Annotated in this window: 22 protein-coding genes; 11 read left to right on the plus strand and 11 right to left on the minus strand. The window is 51.9% G+C overall.

The window, feature by feature from the left end:
* Positions 1-56 precede the first annotated feature (56 nt).
* The gene (gene rsmA, locus ACFSSA_RS13720) at positions 57-1,400 is read left to right on the plus strand and encodes a 16S rRNA (adenine(1518)-N(6)/adenine(1519)-N(6))-dimethyltransferase RsmA (RefSeq protein ID WP_386821095.1); all 1,344 of its coding nucleotides are present in this window, start codon (positions 57-59) and stop codon (positions 1,398-1,400) included.
* 2 nt (positions 1,401-1,402) lie between these two features.
* Here rsmA and ACFSSA_RS13725 read toward each other — a convergent pair whose 3' ends face one another.
* The 6 genes from ACFSSA_RS13725 to ACFSSA_RS13750 are packed head-to-tail and all read right to left on the minus strand — an operon-like array spanning position 1,403 to position 7,278.
* Positions 1,403-2,317 carry a M28 family peptidase gene (locus ACFSSA_RS13725; protein ID WP_386821096.1) on the minus strand — a complete coding sequence of 305 codons (915 nt, stop codon included), beginning with the start codon at positions 2,315-2,317 and terminating at the stop codon, positions 1,403-1,405.
* Between the two features lie 50 nt (positions 2,318-2,367).
* Entirely contained in the window at positions 2,368-3,930 is a 1,563-nt protein-coding gene (locus tag ACFSSA_RS13730; RefSeq protein ID WP_386821097.1) for an NAD(P)-binding domain-containing protein, read from the minus strand.
* Between the two features lie 11 nt (positions 3,931-3,941).
* Positions 3,942-5,024, minus strand: a complete 1,083-nt coding sequence (locus ACFSSA_RS13735) for a hypothetical protein (RefSeq protein ID WP_386821098.1) — start codon at positions 5,022-5,024, stop codon at positions 3,942-3,944.
* Positions 5,021-5,323 carry a hypothetical protein gene (locus tag ACFSSA_RS13740; protein WP_386821100.1) on the minus strand — a complete coding sequence of 101 codons (303 nt, stop codon included), beginning with the start codon at positions 5,321-5,323 and terminating at the stop codon, positions 5,021-5,023. Before ACFSSA_RS13740 ends, ACFSSA_RS13735 begins: the two co-directional genes overlap by 4 nt.
* Positions 5,324-5,338: 15 nt before the next feature.
* On the minus strand, positions 5,339-5,902 hold the full coding sequence (locus tag ACFSSA_RS13745; protein ID WP_386821102.1) for a DUF6999 family protein: 564 nt from the start codon (positions 5,900-5,902) through the stop codon (positions 5,339-5,341).
* 20 nt (positions 5,903-5,922) lie between these two features.
* Entirely contained in the window at positions 5,923-7,278 is a 1,356-nt protein-coding gene (locus ACFSSA_RS13750; protein ID WP_386821103.1) for a cytochrome P450, read from the minus strand.
* A gap of 346 nt (positions 7,279-7,624) precedes the next feature.
* Here ACFSSA_RS13750 and ACFSSA_RS13755 point away from each other — a divergent pair, with 346 nt between their 5' ends.
* Complete coding sequence (locus tag ACFSSA_RS13755; protein ID WP_386821104.1) at positions 7,625-8,053, plus strand: hypothetical protein; 429 nt, start codon at positions 7,625-7,627, stop codon at positions 8,051-8,053.
* 33 nt (positions 8,054-8,086) lie between these two features.
* Here ACFSSA_RS13755 and ACFSSA_RS13760 read toward each other — a convergent pair whose 3' ends face one another.
* From ACFSSA_RS13760 to dnaX, 3 genes are read right to left on the minus strand one after another with little or no spacing between them, the layout of a single operon-like run.
* Positions 8,087-9,085: an endonuclease/exonuclease/phosphatase family protein gene (locus tag ACFSSA_RS13760; RefSeq protein WP_386821106.1), complete on the minus strand. Its 999-nt coding sequence runs from the start codon at positions 9,083-9,085 to the stop codon at positions 8,087-8,089.
* A gap of 35 nt (positions 9,086-9,120) precedes the next feature.
* The gene (locus ACFSSA_RS13765) at positions 9,121-9,426 is read right to left on the minus strand and encodes a YbaB/EbfC family nucleoid-associated protein (RefSeq protein ID WP_386821107.1); all 306 of its coding nucleotides are present in this window, start codon (positions 9,424-9,426) and stop codon (positions 9,121-9,123) included.
* A 31-nt stretch (positions 9,427-9,457) separates the two neighbouring features.
* Positions 9,458-11,086, minus strand: a complete 1,629-nt coding sequence (gene dnaX / locus ACFSSA_RS13770) for a DNA polymerase III subunit gamma/tau (RefSeq protein WP_386821108.1) — start codon at positions 11,084-11,086, stop codon at positions 9,458-9,460.
* Positions 11,087-11,194: 108 nt separating this feature from the next.
* Between dnaX and ACFSSA_RS13775 the strand changes: the two genes are divergently transcribed.
* The 6 genes from ACFSSA_RS13775 (at position 11,195) to ACFSSA_RS13800 (ending at position 16,102) form a co-directional block, all read left to right on the plus strand.
* Entirely contained in the window at positions 11,195-12,049 is an 855-nt protein-coding gene (locus ACFSSA_RS13775; RefSeq protein ID WP_386821109.1) for an ROK family protein, read from the plus strand.
* A gap of 95 nt (positions 12,050-12,144) precedes the next feature.
* On the plus strand, positions 12,145-12,639 hold the full coding sequence (locus tag ACFSSA_RS13780) for a DUF3592 domain-containing protein (protein WP_386821110.1): 495 nt from the start codon (positions 12,145-12,147) through the stop codon (positions 12,637-12,639).
* Between the two features lie 49 nt (positions 12,640-12,688).
* Positions 12,689-13,978: a histidinol dehydrogenase gene (gene hisD / locus ACFSSA_RS13785; protein WP_386821111.1), complete on the plus strand. Its 1,290-nt coding sequence runs from the start codon at positions 12,689-12,691 to the stop codon at positions 13,976-13,978.
* Positions 13,975-14,583 (plus strand): TPM domain-containing protein, encoded by a 609-nt coding sequence (locus tag ACFSSA_RS13790; protein ID WP_386821112.1) that lies wholly within the window; start codon positions 13,975-13,977, stop codon positions 14,581-14,583. The genes hisD and ACFSSA_RS13790 overlap by 4 nt, the downstream gene beginning before the upstream one ends.
* A 17-nt stretch (positions 14,584-14,600) precedes the next feature.
* A complete protein-coding gene (locus ACFSSA_RS13795) occupies positions 14,601-15,317 on the plus strand; it encodes a TPM domain-containing protein (RefSeq protein ID WP_386821113.1) in 717 nt (238 codons plus the stop codon).
* A gap of 53 nt (positions 15,318-15,370) precedes the next feature.
* Positions 15,371-16,102 carry a hypothetical protein gene (locus ACFSSA_RS13800; RefSeq protein WP_386821114.1) on the plus strand — a complete coding sequence of 244 codons (732 nt, stop codon included), beginning with the start codon at positions 15,371-15,373 and terminating at the stop codon, positions 16,100-16,102.
* A gap of 27 nt (positions 16,103-16,129) precedes the next feature.
* On the opposite strand, the gene ACFSSA_RS13805 is transcribed toward ACFSSA_RS13800, so the two are convergent.
* Both ACFSSA_RS13805 and ACFSSA_RS13810 read right to left on the minus strand, forming a co-directional pair.
* Positions 16,130-17,554, minus strand: a complete 1,425-nt coding sequence (locus ACFSSA_RS13805) for a DUF4139 domain-containing protein (RefSeq protein WP_386821116.1) — start codon at positions 17,552-17,554, stop codon at positions 16,130-16,132.
* 201 nt (positions 17,555-17,755) lie between these two features.
* Entirely contained in the window at positions 17,756-18,250 is a 495-nt protein-coding gene (locus tag ACFSSA_RS13810; protein WP_386821117.1) for a PEP-CTERM sorting domain-containing protein, read from the minus strand.
* A gap of 203 nt (positions 18,251-18,453) precedes the next feature.
* On the opposite strand from ACFSSA_RS13810, the gene ACFSSA_RS13815 reads away from it, so the two are divergent.
* Genes ACFSSA_RS13815 through ACFSSA_RS13825 form a run of 3 tightly spaced genes read left to right on the plus strand, consistent with a single transcriptional unit; the run spans position 18,454 to position 21,510 of the window.
* Positions 18,454-19,236 carry a dienelactone hydrolase family protein gene (locus tag ACFSSA_RS13815; RefSeq protein WP_386821118.1) on the plus strand — a complete coding sequence of 261 codons (783 nt, stop codon included), beginning with the start codon at positions 18,454-18,456 and terminating at the stop codon, positions 19,234-19,236.
* A 16-nt stretch (positions 19,237-19,252) separates the two neighbouring features.
* Positions 19,253-20,005: a M14 family metallopeptidase gene (locus ACFSSA_RS13820; RefSeq protein WP_386821120.1), complete on the plus strand. Its 753-nt coding sequence runs from the start codon at positions 19,253-19,255 to the stop codon at positions 20,003-20,005.
* A gap of 47 nt (positions 20,006-20,052) precedes the next feature.
* Entirely contained in the window at positions 20,053-21,510 is a 1,458-nt protein-coding gene (locus tag ACFSSA_RS13825; RefSeq protein ID WP_386821121.1) for a tetratricopeptide repeat protein, read from the plus strand.
* Positions 21,511-21,540 lie beyond the last annotated feature (30 nt).

Genomic DNA, 21,540 nt, shown 5'->3' on the forward strand with positions numbered 1-21,540 from the left:
CGAGTCCCAAATTTACGCGCTGGTCAATCGGGCTGAAGCTCTCCACTTTGCAAGAAATGACTGGTCACGAAATCCGCGATATCCTTGAGCGCGCCAATGTTCTTCCTAGCAAGCAGCTGGGGCAGAATTTCCTTACCGACCCCAACATGGCCCGGTGGATCGTTTCCCAACTGGAACTCACGCCAGATGACACTGTCGTCGAAGTCGGGCCAGGAACCGGTTCGCTGACCGAGCATGTTCTAGGAAAAGCCAAACACGTTATACTCATCGAGTTCGATCCGCGTCTGGCCCAGGCTTTGACCGAGAGATTCCGTGATCGTGAGGATGTGGAGGTTCACCTCGCCGATGGAGCAAAATTTGATCGACGTTTGCTTTTCAAGCATCGCACTGTGAAATTTCTAGGAAATCTGCCTTACTCATCCGGAGGAGCGATTATGAAAAACATGCTGTCGCGGCCTCATCCATTTTCCCGTGCGGTGATTATGTTGCAGAAGGAAGTGATCGACCGCCTTGGAGCACAGCCCGGCTGTAAGGAATATGGTGTTCTGAGTCTTAGAATGCAGGTGAACTGGCATATCCAATCGCTGCGCGTAGTGCCGCCGGAGGCATTCCATCCGCGGCCAAGTATCGATTCCGCCGTGGCCGTGCTAACTCCCCGGGAGGACAAAAACGCACCTACTTTCGACGCACGTCTGTTTGACGAGCTTGTCCGCCGTGGCTTTGCCCAGCGGCGCAAACAAATCAAAAAGCAATTACCCGATACGCCTTCCTGGGAAGCGGTTTCCGAGAAACTCGGCCTACCTCTCACCGTCCGGGGAGAAGCCCTGGATCTGCAGAAATGGATTGATTTGACGAGAGCTTATGACTCGAATCCGTTGGGAGATAAACCTCAGAACGACGATGAACTCTTCGATGTCGTCGATGAAAATGATGAGCTGAAGGGCACCGCGACACGTGCCGTGGTCCACCGGGACAATCTCATTCATCGGGCGGTTCATGTTTTCGTAATAAACAAAAACGGGGATCTATACCTCCAGAAACGTTCGCTCCGTAAGGATCGGAACCCGGGTTTGTGGGATTCGAGCGTATCAGGTCATCTGGATGCCGGCGAAAATTACCAGCAGGCTGCAATTCGTGAATTGAGCGAAGAAATTGGAATTCCGAAGGTGACTGCCGAGGACCTGGAGCATTTGGCGAGTTTACAACCCACTGCTGAAAACGGTTGGGAGCATATCTATCTGTTTCTCACCCGTCATACAGGCTCCGTTAGTTTTCCGGCAGCCGAAATTGAATCAATGATGCCGTTTCCGATCGTTGAAATCGCCAAATGGATTGAGAAGAAACCAGATGACTTTTCACCGGCGTTCTTAAAAATGTTTGCCGCGTATCAGAGCCGATAGAGTCATTCTTTCAATAATTCGTCCAACATCTTTTCTACGACGCCAATCGTAATTCCCAAGGACTCCGTGGAGATGATCGAGGCGTTGTCACCCGGGGTGTGCCACCAGCGGGTCGACGGGAAATCGCCGATGATGTCCAGGGTTGGGATGCCGACTAGATTGAGGGGAACATGATCATCCATGATGCTGCCTGCCGCTGTTCCGAAATGCTTTGATACTCCATTTTTCTCCGCCGCAGAGAACATCAGGGAAGAGAGTTTTTCCGGTGAGTCAGAGGGGATGCGGATTTTGAGATCCTTATGACCCACCATATCGAGGAGTATTCCGAATTTCGGCTTGTCGTCTCTTGCACGCCATGAGTTCGCATAAAACCGGCTACCATACAGGCCGTCTAGGATTGTCATATTGAAGGCAAAAGCTTCTTCACCATCAAACAAGACCAATTCCAAATCGGCGGCTTGCTGGGGCTTCTCCTCAGCCAGGTTTTTCGCCATCACCACGATAGCGGCACATGCGGAGGCCGCGTCGTCCGCGGCCAGAAATTCCTTATCCTTGAAGTATTTTGAATCGATGTGGGCACAGAGAATCCCGCGGACCTGCCGTTCCCATGGATCTTCTTTGCCGGTTTTGAAACGGGCGCGGAGATTGGAAAATTTGATCTTACCAATGGATGTGTCGCGTTCGAATTCCTGGAATGTTACCGCCCAGCCAGCATTTTCCAATTTGTCTTTCAGAAGAGCGCGGACTTTGTCCAATCCTTCGCTGCCTGGAGGCCGTGGACCCTGCGCCAGAATTTCCATGGTCACGGCATGGGCGTCTTCTCCCAGCTTGCTGGATTGTGATCCGGGATTGCGGAGAAAAATAGCTGCCACGGCTGCCGCTGTGATCAGAAAGAGCAATATCCATTTAGTTTTCACTGGCACACCATTGGCTGCCGGAGCCACGTTTGACAAGGTAGTTGAGAGAGCTAGCGGCCCGATCCTCGGATCAAACGGTAGGGGTAATCGATTATTTTTATAAGAAACAACAGGAAGACAATCAGAGGAGGACTGTGGATAATTTGATTTCTTATGTCTGTTGTCGAGTAGTCGCCATCGAGATAATGGATGGTTGAAGCGGGAGTAAGCTGGATCTTTATCCAATCCACGATGCTGCCGGTCTTACCTATGGAGGGGTAGCTGCCCATCAGGCTGGCAAGTTTGTCACAATATGGGAACATCTCGACCGGATAGATGGCGAGGGTGTTGAGGTTGGGAAAATCTCTTTCAAGGCGCTGTCTATCGAGTTCATGAAGCGCCCGGATACCCTCGGGACGTGAGTATTTCCCGGATATTGTTCCCACAACGTAACGTGCCTGCATCTCGCTTATCGTCGGTATGTTGCCAATAATCGGGCGTGCAAAGCCGACTAGGAAAAGATCACTCCACTCCACGTGTAGACATCCCATATGGAAATCCTCGACGTGAATTCTGCCTTCCGAAATATCTTCCAATGATGATTTGTATCCGATCATCGGACAAATGAGATCAGGAGCCAGCTCAAGGGAGCTGACGCCCTCGAAATCCGCATACACCCTATGGGAAGCATCTGTTGGTGGCCCAACGATCTGTATCCGTTGCTCAGCCACATCATCGAGGAAATCATCACTTTTGGTGTGAAACACATTGAAAAGCTGATCCTTCGCACGGGCGGTAAGTTTGGCATCCCAATATTTCCTACGCTGGCGGCAGGATTCAGAAGACGATGAGTCCCTTGGGGATGCGTTGAAGAATTTTTCGAATTTTTCCTGATGTTTGATACGCGCTTCCACAAATTTTTGCCCGATGGCATTGCGGAGATTCTGATGAATGGAGAGAAGCAAGCGGTTGCGCAAAAAGTCCGATGGCACCCCACGTATCGGATGGTAGCGGGGGCTGACACGGATGCCGTTTTTCAGCGATAGGTAGACGCGATTCCCGAGGGCCGGAGCTGCCAAACGATGTGCTAGATCTGCTGCGGATTCGCCGCCACCGAGAACGACCAATGTTCTGTTCCGGGGTAAGGGCTCAAGTTTTTCCAATACGGGGACTTCCGAGTCCACGTGTTTTGGTTTCGCCACGAGACCGGTGCAAAGAATCACCTTATCGAAAGATTCCTCCCGAAGGCTGCCATCATCGATCGAAAGCTTCCAAGTGCCATCAACACGTTTAATCGAGGTGACTTTTGTTTTTGTGCGAATGTGGGGGGCGAGGTTGAAATGCCGGACAAAATCCAGAAGATATTGTTCGTATTCGTCATCGCGGAAGAAATCTGTCTTGGTTGCTCTATTTTCTGGCTCCGTGGAGCTAGACCATTTTCGGAAACAGCTGAATTGGGTGGTGAACTTTGTGGAAGTCGATGCAAAGCCGGGATACGGATTTCCCCAACAACCAATAGTCTTGTCGCTTTGCTCGAAGCAAACAATCTCCCAACCGGGTAACTGTTCCACCGCATTTTTCAGGGTGATGAGGCCACTGCAGCCCGCCCCAATGATCGCTAGACGCTTTTGCATGGTAAGGTTTCCTAATTGGGGTGGACGGCAGTAAGACTGATCAGCACGAAATTGAACTGGCCGGACTCAGGAATGAAGAGCATGACCTTCTCACCGTGTTGTGGAGGTCTGGTGCGGGTGAACTCGTCGAGCATGACAAAGATGCTGGCCGCTCCGGTGTTTCCCACAGTTTCCAGGTTGGTCCAGTGCGCGACTTCCCTTCCGTCGGAAAACTCCTCAAGGACACTCATCATATACCTTTTGAAGTAAAATGACGAAAGATGCGGGAGGATCATCTGGTAGTTCCCGATTTTATCGCCTTTTGATTCTAGGGCGCCCTCGACTAACTTCCGGACCGACGGAGCCATGTGTTCAGCCAAAACTCCAACGTCCTGGCTGAGTAACTGGGTGCGCGCTTCCAGTGTCATGCACAATGGTGCTTCGTCTGCGAAAGAACGGGAATACGTCCAGTTTACCTTATAAGAAATCTGATGGGGCGATGGTTTTGCCGAGACCACGGCTGCTCCCGCTCCGTCAGAAAGCATGGATCTGAGAAAGACGGACATGAACCATTTTGACTTCGGTGATCCCGGTGGAAAAAGTTTCCGGTCATCCGGTGGAACAATGAATGAAGATTTCAAAATTGCGGATGGTTGCTCCACTCCTACGCATAATCCGCTACCATGGTCGCCACAATGAACAGCGAGGATTGTATTGACTAGCGCCTGGGCGGAAGCCGAGCAGATACCGGAATTTGAATTGATTTCAAGGTTACGCTTCAGTATCCCGCGCCGGCTTAGTTCCGAATGAAGGACACTGGAAATACCCGGGCCGATATACGGAGTGTTGGTGGAGCCTGCCGATAGGTAGGTAATGCCCGGATCATCGTCGGCAATGCATTTCTCGGCAGCGAGCGCGGCGAGTTGATAAACATCATGGGTGGGTGTCTGATCTTTGTTCAGCGCGTAATGCCGGGATTTTATACCGTTCATCCGGAGAATTTTTCTGCGGACATCAGCTTCTTCATCCAACTCGCCCAAATACAGCGGCAGCTCGCTATTGGGGATTGGCAGGTTGGGAAGAAAAGAACCGGTGTGGGTGATATAGCAGTTCATGAATCTAGGGGATCTGGCGTGGGTGGTCGTTCGCGTAGCGTCTGATAAGCATATTCATCGAACGCAATGTGCTCATGCAGATAGAGGCTGGGATTTGAAAAGAAGGCGCTGCTGTTGTAGTGCCCTCTGTGGCTGTCCACCTGCATGTAAAAATCCAAATCAATCAGGATTTCCCGGTCATTGGCATAAATATGTTTTAGAGCCCAGAGCAGGATGGAGTCCGAGTCGAAGGAGTTCAGCGCTTTCACCGTGGTGCGGAGATCGGCAAAAATAGTGATCGTGATCACGATCATGATCATGATCACCACATTCGTTCATCCAATCCATTGGCGGGATGAGGTCTGGGTAGCCTCCAGGATTCCTTTACGGAAAAGCCCATGATCTTCCGGAATTTTACGGCGAAGCTCATCGAGATTTTCGAGAAAATCATTTTTGTCAAAGCGCTCCAACATCTCATAGGAAAGCTCGTCATGCCCGATCGTAAGATTATTGATCACCATCTCACGCAGATCGTCCATGTTGAAGTCTCCGTCGATCCCGTTGAATTTTCTCAAGGGTGATGGTGGGGTGTGATTGCCCGATTGGGTGGAAAGGATATGACGGTAGAGCAAGGGCTCTATCTGAACGTGCCGGACCATCATTTCAACGGCTTCATTGGTGGCAAAATATTTCATGCCGAATGCAAGTAATCCATCAATACAGCGTGCCTCGAACCCATAGGGCCGACGGTGGAAGAAGAATTTGAACGGGAAGATGAAAACCCTGAGAAAAAAGTAAAAGAAGATCAGAACCGGCCGGAGAAAAACATAATCCCAGTTCGATTTTTCACGTTCAAATGCTGTATTCACGTATTCCGTGACATAGGGAAGTGATTTCATGATCGTGAGGTTAAAAAAGGTTATCGGTGGCGGGGCACAAGCTTTACCCGCATTCCATGGGTAGGAGCCATCGTCAATTTCGCAGTCATCAGATGGCGATTGCTCGCATCCAGCTCGACCCGATACTTTCTCAAAATTGTCACGAATATCACTTGTAGTTCCATCATCGCGAAATGGCGGCCGATGCAAATGCGTGGCCCTCCGCCGAACGGAATGAAAGCAGAGTCGATTCCGGGATTGGAACAGTTCCCCGGATCAAATCTCGAAGGATCGAAGTCATGGGGGTTTTCCCAAAACTCCACATGTCGCTGCAACGAATAGCGGCTGAAAACAATCATGGAACCTTTCGGGATAAAGGTGTTTCCCAATGTGATATCCTCCATGGTATTCCGGTTCTCGAACCAAAACGGAGGATGTAAACGCATCGTTTCCCTGATGACGTTAGAAGAAAGTTTCAACTCGGGGAGGTGGTGCATTTGGAGTTCAGCATCACCAACGACAGATTCGATTTCTTTGAGCAACGCCTTCTCAATATCGGGATGGTGGTGGAGTTCATACCACAGCCATGTCAGGGCTGTCGCACTGGTCTCGTGTCCTGCGATGATCATACCCAGAACTTCCTCACAGATTTCCATGCGGCTCAAGGGATCTGGGCCACCCGAGATCTGGGAGTTCATCAGAATGGCAAGGAGGTCGTTTTTGGCTGGAATTGATTGCCGTTCATCGATCAAACGTTCCACGCATTCCGAGAAATCCCGTAGCACTCTGCGGACGCGGAGATTGGTGGGGGTAGGGAATCGTGGGTTTGAAAGAATCGGCAGCGGGGGCTTCGCGCAATAGCGGTTGATCGCTTCTGTCCATCCGCGGATTTTTTCAGATGAATCTCCGAAATCGTCACTGAAAAATGATCGTCCGGCGATTCCGAGGGTCAGATCCGCCATCTCGTGAGCGAAATCGAACACCTGTTTCTTCTCAGAAAGAATGTCGAAGATATCCAAGGTTTTTTCCGCTTCTTCCACCATGATGCCGAAAAAGCCTTTGATTGCCCCCGGTGCGAACATGGGTTGCATGAGTTTCCGTTTGGTTTTCCAATCCTCCCCTTCGGCGGTGACCAAACCATTGCCGAAGATGTTTCTAAAGTGATCGTATATTTTTGTATGCTTGTCATAGCTCCGGTGCGTGTTTTTGAGAACATCACTCACCAGAACCGGATGGTTGATCAGGTAAAAACTGATAAGCCCGCGGTAGTGAACAAAGTCTCCGTATTCGCCGATCAATTGCTCCAGAAAGACGGCGGGATTCCCAAGTAATTTCCACTGGTGCCGATACTTTGGAGGTGTCTTCAAATTGCCATTGAAGCCATCAAAAGAATTCATTCCGGGTATAGGCTTTGGCATATCCGAGGAAGCTAGACTAGATATGCTTTTTGCCAACGAATTTGAACAGCCTTACTTATTCCTAAGCTTGTGAAATTCGCTACGGGAAAAAATGGCTTGCGATCTCTAGACGACCGGTCTATTCGTTTCCTGGCGTGGGTTTGATTTTTAATAGGGACCAACGAAATTTCCGCACCCGGCACCTAACAAAAGGTAACGGTGCTAAAATAATTCGATTTTTGACCCAATAAAATTCGTCAGATCCAGTCTAAGCCACCATCAACAAGAAGATAGGATGAAAGAATTTTCACAAAGAAGTATCGATAGGGCTCATGAGAAAATCACAATGAAGTGGTTTTCCGCGATCCTGGGGATTTCAATGCTGGTTCCCGGTCTCGCGAAATTTGCCAATCCTTTTAGAACCTGGTTCGATATCCAGGTCACGGAGAGTCAACTGCCTTACCCTTTGATTTCGAAGTGGTTGGGGCAATCCGGCGAAATTATCACGGGAATCATTCTTTTCAGTTTGGTCTTCTCAGGCATGAAACTTCAGCGATCGAGTTTGGCATCAAAGGCCTTTTTGTTCTCGAACCTTTCGGCAATGATAATTTTACTGGTGACCATCTTCGTCCATCTTCATCCGAATGTCCCGGGCGATGCCTTGCCTATGGGGATTAAAGCGCCACTATTTGCGGTGGCATTAATCGCAATGGCCATTGTGAATCTCTATTCCTATTGGAGTGGGAAATCGATCCCGGTCGGCCACGGAAGTTAATCTCGGGACCTGCGGTTCCCGAGGACTCCAGGATTATTTTTCCATCATGAAATCCGCGATAACCATGCGGTGATCGGTATTTTTCGAGACAGCTACACCGCAGCTCAAAGGTTTCAGCTGGCGGGTGGAGTAGATGTGGTCGATACGCAGAATAGGGAAACGCCTATGGAAGGTATCACCCCAGCCGCGGCCCACTTTTGCAAAAGCATCTTCGAAATCCCGGCTGAGCTGGCGATGAACCACATCCGTGGCGCCAGCATTGAAGTCTCCTCCGAGTATGGTGGGAGTGGTGGGGAAAGGGCTCGTTTGCTCAAGAACCTGAAGGATGACGGAAAGTTGCTTGCGGCGGATCGCCCGGTTCGTCCGGTGAAGGGTTCTGCCCTTTTTGCTCCAAAGCCGCATATCCGTTGCAGCTGTCGTGAGATGCACGTTTACGACCTCGATTTCCGCCCCACTTGGAAGCCGAACCGTTAGCTGCTGGTTGCTGAGGATGGGATTGCGGACTTCTCGTCGGATCTCGTATCGGGTGACGATACCATTCGTGAGGTATGCACGATAATCACCCCGGCCTCCGTAGAGTTTTTCGGCAAATTCTTTGACCCGATGAGGATAGACCTGTTGAAGAAGGACGATATCCGGATCCCATTTTTTTAGATCTTCTACGGGATCTCCGTAGTTGAAGCCTGCACAGTTCACCGTCGCCACACGGAGAATCTGGTGGCCATTGATTGCAAGAGATCGCTCGATGGTGATCGGCGGATGGGAAAAATTCGAGAGAACCTTGGCCTCGTCCATGGCGACGGAGAGCGTGACCGCCCAGACCGCCGTAACAATCAGTGAAAGCGGAGCCCGCAAAAAGCAGAACGCAAATACCGACATAAGTAGCCCCGCTCCTCCCCAGATCCATATCGGCAACACGGTAAATGCTGCCAAAGAATCCGGCTGGCGTGCATAACACCAGACGGTGATGATATGCAGAAACAGCGAGCAGCCGACCAGGCTCCAGCCGATTGCTCGCCGCGTTCCGGACATGTCTTTGAGTGGGGAGACGGTGATTGGAAGAGGGCTTACATGCCCGGGATGCGCATACCGCCCGTGAGCTTTTTCATCTCTGCGGCAGCCTGCTCTTTTCCGGTGGTAATCGCTTCCTGCACACCTTTCAGGACAAGGCCTTCGAGAAATTCGACATCGGAAGAATCGACCACCGAGGGATCGATTTTAATCTCCAGCACATCCCCGGCACAGGTTGCTTTTACGCTCACCTTTCCGCCGCCGACGGAGACTTCCACTTCTCTGGCGGAGAGTTCTTCTTGTTTTGCTGCCAGGCCCGCTTGCATTTGCTGGGCCTGCTTCATCAATTTTTGTATGTTCATAGATCGATTTGGATGAGGGTTGGGATTTGGTTCAGGAACCTAAAATTTTTGCTTCGAATTTTTCCAGTGCTTGTTGGATCAGCGGATCCTTGTAAAAGGTGTCTTCATCGATGGTTTTCGGCTTTTTTTCCTCGGCCGGAGGCGCTGGGACTTCCTGGCGGACGGGTTCGGGCTCTGGCTCATCCTCCTCGTCCGGGGCGTTTGCGATTAACTCGTCAAAGGCGGAAAGGGTATCGAGAGACTTCTTTTGAGATTTCGGAGCGGGTGGAGTCCGGACCACGTTCGCAGCAGGGGCAGACGCTACTTCCGGGGTGATTGCCTTTGGAGCCTCTGGCTCTGGCAAGCTTGCGGCAGCCTCTGCCATCGGTGCTGTTTGCTCTTCCGCAGCAGATGCTGGAACCTCGGGTTCAGGAGAAATGTGGCTAGATGGCACGGTTACACGCTCGGCAGTGCCTTCCGGGACCGTTGCTGTATCCGCATGATCGTCGGTAGGGGAGGTGATCGGCGCCGTGGGCTGTGGGAGGTGATCGGCGCCTTTGGTAAGAACCTTGATCACATCGGTGATGCGGACCTCCGAGAGGACTTGAATCGCTTTGATCATCCCTAGTTCGAAATGCAAACGTTTGTTCGTCGCCCATTTCATCCGGCCTTCGGTCTCCGCGAACATATCGATTGCCGATAAAATCCGCTCCGGCGCATATTCATCCGCATCGTCGAGCAGCTTTTTCCAGAGGGCCTCCGGGATTCCCTCTCCGTCCGCGCTGGGGTCTAGCTTTGCGATGAGCAAGCCTCTCAGGCATCCGATCAGTTCGCCTAAAAGCTGGGAAAGCTCTCGTCCGCTCTCCGCCTCTTTTTGAATGAGCTTCAGTGCGGCAGGGGTCTCACGGGAAAGAAGCTTTGAGGTCAATTCCGCGACTTTTTCCCGCGAGGTGAAGCCGAAAACATCGAGAACATTCTCTTCTGTGATGGTCTCTCCACAAAATGCCACCAGCTGATCAAGCATCGATTGAGCATCCCGCATCCCGCCATCCGCGCCTTTGGCAACAGCCCACGCCGCAGTATCCGAGAGAGAAATGCCTTCCTCTTTGGCGATATGGAGGAGGTGATCGGCGATGGTTTGAGTAGGAATCGGGCGAAGATCGAAGCGTTGGCAGCGGGAAAGAATGGTTGGCAGAATTTTCTGAACTTCAGTCGTCGCGAGAATGAATTTCACATGCTCCGGCGGCTCTTCGAGGGTTTTCAAAAGCGCATTGAATGCGGCATTTGAAAGCATGTGGACCTCATCGATATAGTAAATTTTGAATTGTCCGCGGCTCGGAGCATATTTCACGGAGTCCCGGAGATCCCGGACCTGTTCCACGCCGTTGTTCGAGGCACCGTCAATCTCCAGAACATCCAGCGAGCGGCCTTCTGCAATCTCCCGGCAGACATCCTCCTCGGGATCGAAGTCGACTTTTGGTCCACCGGTGCAATTGAGGGCTTTTGCCAGGATACGTGCAGTCGATGTTTTGCCCGTTCCCCGGGGGCCTACGAATAGGTAAGCGTGTGCAAGGCGCTTCTGCTCAATGGCGTTGCGCAAAGTTCGGACGACATGATCTTGGCCCAAAACATCGGAAAATGTCTTGGGGCGATACTTTCTGGCGAAAACCTGATAACTCACGCGGCAGAGCATAGGCAGAACGCGCGATTTGTCATTGCCGAGTTTTCCCTAAAGTAAAATCGCTCCAAATACCTAGACCGTATTTAGGAATGGGGGTAGCTTAGTTCCATGATTACAGCCATGGAACTAGGCGGCACGAAGACGGTGGTGGCAATTGGTGGGAGCGACGGGAGCTTGGGGGAGGAATTCAGATTTCCAACGACCACACCGGAGGAAACGTTCACCACAGCCGTGGAATGGATCGCAGAAAGAGGCACTCCGAGTAAGATGGGCGTAGCCGCCTTCGGCCCAGTCCAGATCAATCCCAAAGCTGAAAACTGGGGGGATATGCTTCCCACTCCGAAGCCCAATTGGAGCGGTTTTTCCATCACGAAGGCGCTATTGGCCAAATTTCCTGGTTTGGAAATCACGTTGGAAACCGATGTGAACGCCGCGTGCCTGGCCGAATCCCGGATCGGAGCTGCGGCGGGGTTGGAAAATGTAGCGTATATCACCATTGGCACTGGCATCGGAGCAGGCGTCCTCTGTGACGGGCGTCTGCTTCACGGGGCGCTTCATCCGGAATTCGGCCATTTGCTTCTGCCGCGGAAGGCTGGCGATGACTTTGCAGGGACCTGTCCCTTCCATGGCTGCTGTTTGGAAGGCATGGCCAGTGGCCCGGCGATTGAGCAACGCTGGGAAAAATGCGGAGATAAGCTGCCACCAGAACACCCGGCATGGGATACGGAAGCCTGGTATCTGGCACACGGCATTCAGGCGCTGCTTGCGATAGCTCCGCCGGAGCGGGTGGTTATCGGTGGTGGAGTTTCTCAGGCTGCCGGGCTACATGAGAAAACGGAAGAGCTCATCAAGGAGCTTGCCGGCGGTTATTTTCCCGCGCTTGAGAATGCGCCCTACATCGTGCCGCCAAAGCTCGGCCAGGAAGCGGGCATTTGCGGCGCGTTGATGCTCACGGGATTATAGTCGGAGTTTGCACATCACCGGGAGATGCATCACAAGCCGAATTGCTCAGAAGCGTTGCATTTTCCAATGGAGCACTATTGTTTTGCTGTCTCCCAATGAAAGCATCCACCATTTTCCTCGTCCTGCTCGGGCTTTCCATTGCCGCGATCGGAGGCGTTTTCACCATGTTGATGTGGAAAAGCTATTTAAAGGCCAGCGCGATGCATGATTGGCCGCAGGTAGAGGCGGTGATTCTATCTTCGGAAGTGGAAGAATGGGAACCCAACGAATTTTCCCCCAGGGAATATCGGTTGAAGGTCCTTTACGGCTATGAATGGGATGGCGAGGCGAAGACCGGGGAGCGGCTGACATCGCGGGGAAACCCTTATTCCAGCAAGCGAGATCAGGCCGAGAGCCAAAAGGAAAAATATCCTGCCGGTGCTAGAACCAAGGTTTATGTAAACCCGGATGACCATGATTTCACGATCTTGAAGCCCGATACAAAGGCTGCCGGTTACTCGATTTGGTTTCCGATGCTGTTTGTGATCGGAGGCCTAGGTATTGTCATTCGTGCCATGGCACAGGCGTGCTCGAAGAAGTCCGTCGATTGATAGTTGGCGTGTAGCGGTGGATTGTGCATGTTTTGCGCAGTTCACAGGTATGAAAATTCTCACTTACAAGGACGCGGAATATCCCGCATTTGCCCAGAGCCTGCGCCGCAGAGCCATCCCAGAAGATTCCGTTCGCGATTTGGTCGGGGAAATTATATCCAATGTTGCCACGAATGGTGATGAAGCGCTTGTGGAGCTCACCCAACGCTTCGATGGTGCCGCGCTCACGAGGGAACAGCTTTTCATCAGTGAGGAGGAATTTGAGGCTGCGGAGGCGAGCGTATCTGCCGAAACCCGCGAGGCTGTCCGCCGTAGTCTGCACAATATCCATGATTTCGCCCATAAGAGTATGCGCAAGGACTGGTCTGGAAAAAATGCCGAAGGCGCGACCGTCGGTGAGCGATTCACTCCGTTTGACCGGGTCGGTGTGTATGTCCCCGGAGGAAAAGCTCCGCTTGTCTCGACGGCGTTGATGACGGCTGGCTTTGCTCAGGCGGCGGGGGTTCCAGATATTTTCGCGGCGACCCCCTGTGGTCCGGATGGCACGGTCAACCCGGCCCTGCTCTTCGCCCTGCGCCAGGCGGGGGTGACGGAAGCGATCAAAGTCGGCGGAGCCCAGGCTATTGCTGCAATGGCGCTTGGGACGAAGACGATCGCTCCGGTTGATAGAATTTTCGGGCCGGGAAATCGGTTCGTCGTCGAAGCAAAACGTCAGCTCGTCGGGGCGGTATCGATTGATCTTCTACCCGGGCCGAGTGAAATCCTTATTCTGGCGGATGATTCGGCGGTGCCGGCCTACATTGCCGCAGATTTGCTCGCCCAGGCGGAGCACGGAGGGGATAGTGCGGTTGGGTTTCTAACACCCTCCATGGAGCTTTTGGAAAAGGTCAAAAAGGAAGTCGAGGAACAGACAGAGCTTCTCAGCCGCTCAAAAATCATCAAAGAAGTTCTAAAGACCGGAACATTCCTCATGCACGTGGAATCTTTGGCAGAAGGTGTGCGCATCGTGAACGAATTCGCTCCAGAGCACCTTTCGCTGATCGTGGAAAACGAGGACGAGATACTCGCGCAAATCCGCACTGCGGGTGCCATCTACCTGGGGCCGGACTCTCCGGTGGCTGTCGGAGATTTTCTCGCCGGGCCGAGCCATACTTTGCCCACCGGCGGTGCGGGGCGGTCTTTTTCCGGGCTTCGCGCGGATCAATTCCAGCGCCGGACAAGTATTGTGAAAATGGACAAGCCGGCCGTGGCAAAATCGCTCTCCGTCATCCAGGAATTTGCCCGTTTGGAAGGGCTTGACGCTCACGGTGTATCCACTTCTATCCGCTTGGAAAGATGAACGAGGAGCGCGAATATTCACCAAAACGTTTTGCGATCTCTGCGGTGACATGTCCTGCATGCCACGCAAAAATCAATCGCGATACGAAATGGTGTGAGAGCTGTGGCTTCACCGGTGCCAAGTCGCTGGACATGTTCGGAGATTCTCCGCCACCGCTGTTGCCTTTATTGGATGTCGCGGATTTCTGGTCCAAAAAGGAGGAGAGGGAAATCGACACCTCCATCAAACGTTTCAACAAAAGGTTCCCTCAATTCCACTGGAAAATTTGTGCGGTTACCCTGGAAGCAAATGTCAGTCTGCCTTTGTTCGGCTTCTGGCTTATGAATGTCTGTCCATTGGCGGAGAATGAAACTGCCGAAGACCGGGAATGGTCGGTTCTGCTCCTGGTAGACGCCAGGACAGGCCGCGCATCGGTAACAACGGGCTATCGGTCAGAGCTTTGGCTATCGGATGAAATGTGGAATTACGCACTTCGGGAAACGGTGACTCCTTTCCGGCGTGGCGATTCCGGACAGGCGGTTTGCGCATTCTTGAAGTCGGCACAGGCACTGATGGAAAAGGCATGGACCCGCTCGCAAAAACAACTTTCCCATAAATCCCAGTGAAGACCTTGTTGCTATTTTTGTTCTCCTTATTCCTTTCGCTGGGTGCCACGGCCGAAGAATCATTGATTGATCTAGCGGCTCAGGAGCGGCCGAGAGACTCGATTTTCGATCCCGGCGACATACTCACTCCACAGGAGCGTCTGGATATTTCCCTGCCTCTCCAGGGAATATTGGCAAACGAGGGAATTGATGTTCTGGTGGTAATTTTGCCCAAGCTCGGTGATGCTCCGCTGGAGCATGTGGCGGAGAGTTTTGCTGAAAAGTGGGGGGCCGCCAAAATCAATTCGGTGGTTCTTCATGTGCCGGGAAATCCACGGACTCCATGGATTTTTCCCGGTGAGATCATGTCGGAAAACGTGAAGCCGGAAATCCTGCGGGAGACGCTGGACGCTGCTGAAAAACGGGCGGCGGCGGAGCCGAATGATTTCGGCAAGATCCGTGCGGCTTCGATAGAAGCGGCGGATGCCCTCCGCTATTGGACCGGGAATGCGATTCTGCAAAGCGAGTCGCTGATTAGTGCCAGAATGGAAAAGCGCGTGGAGTATGACAAGCGGAAGCGGTTGCTGAAGATCGCCGCGATTCTAGGTGCCGCCGCTGCGATACCGTTGATCGCCGGAATATCATTTTTTATTCTAAGATTAAGAAAAAGCGGGCCACGTTTGTTTCCCGCCATCCGCAAGACCCCCCGTCTTGGAGCGCCATATTCTGGCGGAAATAGCACTTTGAACCATTGAGCAGTCCTTCTCTGATCATCAATTCTTCTCCATCCATAATCCCCCCTTTTTTAATGAAACGATCCACCATCCTTCTTTCATCAGTAACCTTTCTTCTACTCCTGGCCTGCGAAAAGGAGAAGGGAGATACGGAAGGCCTGGCCGCCAAATCACCCGTCGCCCAAGAACTGAAACGCGAGGATATGCCGCTGCTTCCCCTTAAAAAGGGTGACTACTGGAAATATAATATTTCCGTGGAAGTCCCTGCAGGGATTACTTCGGAAGGAGCGTCTGCAGTGGAACTTGATCAGGAAAAAATCCGAACCTATGTCGGCAAGGTCAAAGTCGCGGAAAACTTGCCAGAGACGGACGCCTTCGATGTCAAAATGGAAGGCGAGCCGGTGCAGCGCGAATTGGTTGAGATTGGCGATGACCGTGTGATGATGCGTGGAAATACGTTTCCTGAGATGTTGGATGCCAAGCCTATGTGGCTGGATCCAGCTATTCCGTTTGTGATTGCCGGAGTGCGTCCCGGGCAGGAAATGACAAAGCTCAGCGCCCAGGATGGAGCGCGTAAGCGTGGAATCAAGGTGGTTGCCAGGGAGAAAATTACGGTTCCAGCCGGGGAATATAAAAGCATCCGGTTACTGATGACTGGAAATGATGGTAAATTCGAGCTTCGCCGGACAATCTGGTTTGCTCCCGGAATCGGCATTGTGAAGGAGGAGAAAACCCGCTACGTAGGAGAAAAACTCATTTTCCGGGAGACCACAGAGCTCCGTGAAACCAGCCTAAAGGGCCGATAGCTCAAAGCCCTGCGACGTGCGGATTTTCTACCAGCTGTAATGGCTGGTAAAGGTCACATCTTTTTCTTCGTCGGGTGCGAGATCGACCGTGAACTCGATGGTGTTCGAGTCTGTTTTTTCAAACTCATGAGAAGGGTTTTCGATATTCCAGTTTGTCCCTCTCCAGAGTGGTTCGCGGACAGTGATCGTCTTTGGTAATTCCGAACGGTTTTTTAACGTCAATGTAACACTCTCGCGTATCCATTTCTGGCGTTCGTTGAGCTGGTAATCCGTAATCTTCCGCTCTCCGACCAAGTCGAAAGCATTGCCGGTGTAGACGCGGACTGTTTCGTTCTTCGGAGTATGATCAATGCTGTTTTCTCCTACGAATTCTAGATTCGAATCGTCCGAATCTTCGCGATAGAAACGCATATTCCCTGCTGGAAGCGGCATGCCGAGGCCGTTTTCTTCCGAGTTTTTGAATTCCCAGTAGATGGCCACGTCCTTGGGAAACTGCTGGCCCTCGATCGGCTGGGTTTGGATGCCGCTTCCTCCTTGAAAACGATACATGGAAATGGGGTCATAAATGTAGTTTTTCACCGCTGTGACTTCTGGCGAGCGTAGGAACTCCACTTGTTTGGTTTCCTTATCGTGAAGAGTCAGCGGACGGGGAAGTGAATAGAGGTGAAAGTCGTCGAAGGCTTTCTGGCTGACTTCTCCCGGCGAACTGTCAGAAAGGGCGAATGATTCCATTTTTCGGAGACGAAGCTGCTCGGGTTTCGGCTGCATATTCACATCTCCGGCCACGAGCTTCACTGTTGCATCGGTAAAGGTCGTGCCTGAATTGTTTTCGACAGTAATCCAGCCGGTGAGTGTCACGGTTTCTCCTTCTTCTGGCGCGACCAGATTGTAGGTTGCCTGCCAGGACATTCCGTGGCTGAGATAGGAAAGCTGGGCGGGAAATTCAGCCTTCTCCCTGGAATGTATTTGCCAGGAAAGGGTGGGTTTGAGCACGGAATCGGTTCCCAGGCTGGGAAACAATGGCTCGCCTGGTAGGCTGAATCGAATTTTTCCATCCACTTCGATGATGGGCGACTGGGCTTGGCCGTTTGGCACATAGCCCGAACGAATGATTTTCCCCGGAATAATTTCCACCTTTCCGTCGGGGTATAGCGCCCGGAAGTCGATCGTTTTGCCTTCGTTCAAGGAAAGCAAAAGTTCTGGGCTAACAGGATCGTTTCGGTAGCTCTGCTCTAAAATCGAGAATTGATGTTCTCCAGAAGGGTCGCGAAGAACGACAGAATCCGGCATGACTTGTGAAGTTGCGTTCTCAAAAGTCGCGGAGGAGATACCTTCCCCCAGCGTCAGACCAATAGACTCGCGGATAGTTGCGAGATTTTGGTTATAAATGGTGATCGCGGTATCAGCTTGGGAAACCGCGGTTAATGATAAAAGGAGCAGTGTGGGTTTCATATTCTTCTATTTCCTCCGAATAGCGTCACACGGCGAGCGTTTTATTCAACCTGCAACTTTCCATGAGCTTATCAGCGGTATCAGTGCCTGAAAAATACCTTCTGGTAGGAGAGCTGCCCGATCGAGCGATTATAAAAATCAAAAAGGCGCATCCCGCGGGATGCGCCTTTGTAAGTAAAAGAGATATGCCTGACCGGGTGATTAGCGGCGACGGCGGATTACGAGCAGCGCGCTACCGAGAAGCCCAAGCAGTGCGGATGAAGGCTCAGGAACCTGATTCCAGCTGATTTGATAAAGACCTGCTCCATCACCATTGCCTTCAAGGCTGATCGTGAATGTCTGGGAAGCGAATTGACTCTCTTCTGTGGTAAAGGATTCACCGTCGGAAACGCCAACGTAATCAAAATCGACATTCAGTGGTTGAGCTCCTTCAAAGGTTACATTGACCGTGTCACCTTCGTCGAACGACAGGGAGGGAGCGCCGAAGCCATTGTCATTTTTAAACTTCTCATCGACAATGAGAGTCGATTTGTTACCGGCGGTGAAAGTCACATTTCCGTAACCTTCGATGAGGATGGAAATCGTGTCGGTAGGAAGGCTTTTTCCTACATAACCATTGAAGTCTAGGGTGAAGGCCGAGCTGACGGTGCAGAGACCACAGTACAGTGCCGCAATGAGCGGAAGTTTCGTTTTCATGTTTTGGGGGGAAGTCCATGGTTGGATGGACGTGGTATTAATATTATGAACGCCTATATTCGGACAAGATAAATATATCACAAATATACATATATATTAGCTATATTTAAATTTAACTTACCTGAATATTCCTGATGGTGGAAATTTCCCGGATCCCGCCTGTAGCCATTTGACTCACACGGGAATCTCGTTTTGGATAGGGCATGAGAAAATTATTACTTCTGATAGCGGGACTGATCTCGCAGTATTCCCATGCCGAGCTTGTGGATCATGCCGTGGAATACGAGCAAGGCGGGGTGCGGCTGGAGGGATATCATGTCTTTGATGATAGCCTCGAGGGTAAGCGTCCTGCGGTGCTGATTATCCATCAATGGACGGGACTCACAGACTACGAGAAGATGCGGGCGCGGATGCTGGCAGAGATGGGCTATAATGTTTTCGCGGCCGATGTCTACGGGGCGGGGATTCGCCCGCAGCCACCGGAAGCAGGTGAAGTTGCCGGAAAATACAAGGCAGACAGAGAACTTTTTCGTTCCAGAATGCAGGCAGGACTGGAGGTTTTGAGGAATGATGAACGCACTGATGTCACACGCTTGGCTGCGATCGGATATTGCTTTGGCGGGACTGGAGTTCTGGAACTCGCCCGTGCTGGCACGGATTTGGCAGGTGTCGTTTCTTTTCACGGTGGATTGTCCGCGGGAGAGGGAATGGAGGCTGAAAAAGGTAAGGTCCGCTCTGCCGTTCTCTGTTTGCATGGAGCGATTGATCCATTTACTCCCAATGAAGAAGTGGCGGCATTTCAGAAGGAAATGACTGATGCCGAGGTGGACTGGCAGCTGGTTTCTTATGGTGGTGCTGTCCACAGCTTCACGCAAAAAAGTGCGGGCAATGATGTCTCGAAAGGTGCCGCTTACGATGCAAAGGCCGATGCGAGATCGTGGGAGGATATGCAGCAGTTCTTCTCGGAAATTTTCACTGAATCCTAGCGTTTGGATTATAGCGATGCGGAATCTCTTTGATTGGCTGTTATTTTCTTCGGATTTCTCCGCAGCTGCATTGAAGCAGGGATTTACCTCCGAGGTGCTTCTAGAGACAGAAGATGGAAAAATCCTCGCCTGGGAGCGGGAACCGACCCAGCCCGGCCCCGTGGTATATCTCTCGGCAGGTATCCATGGTGACGAGCCGGCGGGCCCGTTGGCATTACTGGAACTCATGGAAAGCGGAACTTTTTCGCATTGTGTGCACTGGTTGATTTGTCCGGCTCTCAATCCGGGTGGCCTGGCGGTGGGACGCAGGGAAAATCGAGCTGGAGTGGACCTGAATCGGGATTATTTGCAGAGCAGGAGCTTGGAGACAGCTGCCCATATCGCGTGGCTGAAGCGTCATCCGGTGCCTGAAATCTTCATCTCATTCCACGAGGACTGGGAGTCAACGGGCTTCTATTTTTATGAGATCAATTGTGGAGAGGACTGTCCACAGCGTGCACGGGCAATCCTGTCCGCGGTGTCGGAAGTCCTGCCGCCTGAGCCTTGTGAGGTGATCGACGGACATGCCGTGCGAGAGCCCGGCTGGATCTTTCATTGTGCGGAGGCCGATTTGCCGGATGAATGGCCGGAGGCAATCTACATGGCAAAGCAAGGTTGCGCACTTTCCTATACTCTGGAGTCGCCGAGCCAGGCATCGCTGCCTGAAAGAGCGAAGGCCCATATGCTCGGTTTCCGTGAGATCATGTCCCAGCATGGTCTAGATGTTTGAACTGCGGCATGCTTGCCATGATAGGCTCCAAAGGTTAATTCTCGGGAGTGAAACACACTATCATCTCCGCATTCGTTCTCTCCGCGATGGCCTCCGGCCAGCTTTTCGCAGCGGAAGGAAAAAAATCCTCCAGTCCAGCAAAAGCTGCTACCGAAGCCTATGAGGCTGGAAAGTTCGATGACGCGATCAAGCTGGCGAAACCGCTGGCTGAAAAAGGGGATGCGGAGGCGATTTATCTGATGGGTTTTGCGCATGAAAACGGAAAGGGTGCTGAGGCTTCCCGTGAAAAGGCAATGGAATATTACCGGAAGGGAGTCGCGAAGAAACATGCGGATTCCGTGTATCGGCTGGCCTTTATGCTGATGGCATCCCAGGAAAAGTCTGATGTGGAAGAAGCGAAGACGCTATTGGAAAATCAGGCAAAGACGGATGCCGGCGTATCCGGGAGAATCTTGGGCGAAGCGTATTTGCTTGGCCGGTTTTCAGAAAAGCCGGACCCGGAGACAGCCGTGAAATGGTGGAGCAAGTCAGCTGAAGCTGGCGATATCGCATCGATGCTTTTCCTTGCTCGCTTCTATGATGGGCAGATGGGCTTTGCCGAAATGAGAAAGCCCGGGCTATCGATGAAAAATTATAGATTGGCTGCCGAAAAAGGTAATTCTGCCGGAATGGTCGCGCTGGGGACCCGTTTGCTCACGGAAAAAGATGCGAGCAAGGAGCAATTGAAGGAGGGTCATGAATGGCTGGATAAGGCCATCGCAGAGAAGAATTTCGCGGCATACCTGGCGTTGGGAAATTATGAGGAAAATACGCGCAAGGATCCCAAAGCTGCATTGGCGGCTTACCAAAAAGGTGCGGAAGCCGGACAGGTGGACTGCATGTTGCGGGCCGCGCGTTTTTACCTGAACGGCATAGGCACTGAAGCAGATGGAGAGAAAGGTGTGGAACTCCTCAAAAAGGCGGCTTCGACAGGAAATGCGGAAGCTCATTTCCAGCTTGCAGTCTTGCATTTGAATCAAGAAAAGCCGGATTTGCAGACGGCCTACGGGCATTTGCTAACCTCGGCAAATGGCGGTATGGCCCTAGCCCAGAATGAGCTCGGCCTATTCTACCTTTCCGGTCGCTTTGGTGCGGCGGATATTCCAGCGGCAGTATCTTGGTTTAGCCGCGCGGCACAATCGAATCTCCCGGCAGCTCAAAATAACCTTGGGACGATGTATGAGCGTGGATCCGGAGTGCCACAGAATCTGGAACAAGCCATGAAGTTCTATAGTCTTGCCGCAGCACAGGGAAATGCCAGTGCCACGCTTGCCCTTGCCCGTTTCCACGCAGCGGGTGCAGCTACAACAATGAACAAACCTCTGGGATGGGCGCTTGCGAAATTGGCTGGAGAAATCGGTGAGGCGAATGCTGCCAACTTTATTACCGAGCTTGAGAAAACTCTGAGTAAAGAGGATTTGGCGGCCGGTAAAAAGGAACTTGAGCGTATCAAGTCCGGAAAATAGCCGAACGCTTATTCCCTCTCTGTATCGACA

The sequence above is a fragment of the Luteolibacter algae genome (assembly GCF_042683045.1).
In the GTDB taxonomy this organism is placed as follows: domain Bacteria; phylum Verrucomicrobiota; class Verrucomicrobiia; order Verrucomicrobiales; family Akkermansiaceae; genus Luteolibacter; species Luteolibacter algae.

Excerpts from the sequence above, each read along its gene's own strand:
- rsmA (WP_386821095.1), top strand. The coding sequence starts at position 57 with ATGACTGGTCACGAAATCCGCGATATCCTTGAGCGCGCCAATGTTCTT.
- ACFSSA_RS13730 (WP_386821097.1), bottom strand. The coding sequence starts at position 3,930 with ATGCAAAAGCGTCTAGCGATCATTGGGGCGGGCTGCAGTGGCCTCATC.
- ACFSSA_RS13735 (WP_386821098.1), bottom strand. The coding sequence starts at position 5,024 with ATGAACTGCTATATCACCCACACCGGTTCTTTTCTTCCCAACCTGCCA.
- ACFSSA_RS13740 (WP_386821100.1), bottom strand. The coding sequence starts at position 5,323 with ATGATCATGATCGTGATCACGATCACTATTTTTGCCGATCTCCGCACC.
- ACFSSA_RS13745 (WP_386821102.1), bottom strand. The coding sequence starts at position 5,902 with ATGAAATCACTTCCCTATGTCACGGAATACGTGAATACAGCATTTGAA.
- ACFSSA_RS13750 (WP_386821103.1), bottom strand. The coding sequence starts at position 7,278 with ATGAATTCTTTTGATGGCTTCAATGGCAATTTGAAGACACCTCCAAAG.
- ACFSSA_RS13755 (WP_386821104.1), top strand. The coding sequence starts at position 7,625 with ATGAAGTGGTTTTCCGCGATCCTGGGGATTTCAATGCTGGTTCCCGGT.
- ACFSSA_RS13760 (WP_386821106.1), bottom strand. The coding sequence starts at position 9,085 with ATGTCCGGAACGCGGCGAGCAATCGGCTGGAGCCTGGTCGGCTGCTCG.
- ACFSSA_RS13765 (WP_386821107.1), bottom strand. The coding sequence starts at position 9,426 with ATGAACATACAAAAATTGATGAAGCAGGCCCAGCAAATGCAAGCGGGC.
- ACFSSA_RS13775 (WP_386821109.1), top strand. The coding sequence starts at position 11,195 with ATGATTACAGCCATGGAACTAGGCGGCACGAAGACGGTGGTGGCAATT.
- ACFSSA_RS13780 (WP_386821110.1), top strand. The coding sequence starts at position 12,145 with ATGAAAGCATCCACCATTTTCCTCGTCCTGCTCGGGCTTTCCATTGCC.
- hisD (WP_386821111.1), top strand. The coding sequence starts at position 12,689 with ATGAAAATTCTCACTTACAAGGACGCGGAATATCCCGCATTTGCCCAG.
- ACFSSA_RS13790 (WP_386821112.1), top strand. The coding sequence starts at position 13,975 with ATGAACGAGGAGCGCGAATATTCACCAAAACGTTTTGCGATCTCTGCG.
- ACFSSA_RS13800 (WP_386821114.1), top strand. The coding sequence starts at position 15,371 with ATGAAACGATCCACCATCCTTCTTTCATCAGTAACCTTTCTTCTACTC.
- ACFSSA_RS13805 (WP_386821116.1), bottom strand. The coding sequence starts at position 17,554 with ATGAAACCCACACTGCTCCTTTTATCATTAACCGCGGTTTCCCAAGCT.
- ACFSSA_RS13810 (WP_386821117.1), bottom strand. The coding sequence starts at position 18,250 with ATGAAAACGAAACTTCCGCTCATTGCGGCACTGTACTGTGGTCTCTGC.
- ACFSSA_RS13815 (WP_386821118.1), top strand. The coding sequence starts at position 18,454 with ATGAGAAAATTATTACTTCTGATAGCGGGACTGATCTCGCAGTATTCC.
- ACFSSA_RS13820 (WP_386821120.1), top strand. The coding sequence starts at position 19,253 with ATGCGGAATCTCTTTGATTGGCTGTTATTTTCTTCGGATTTCTCCGCA.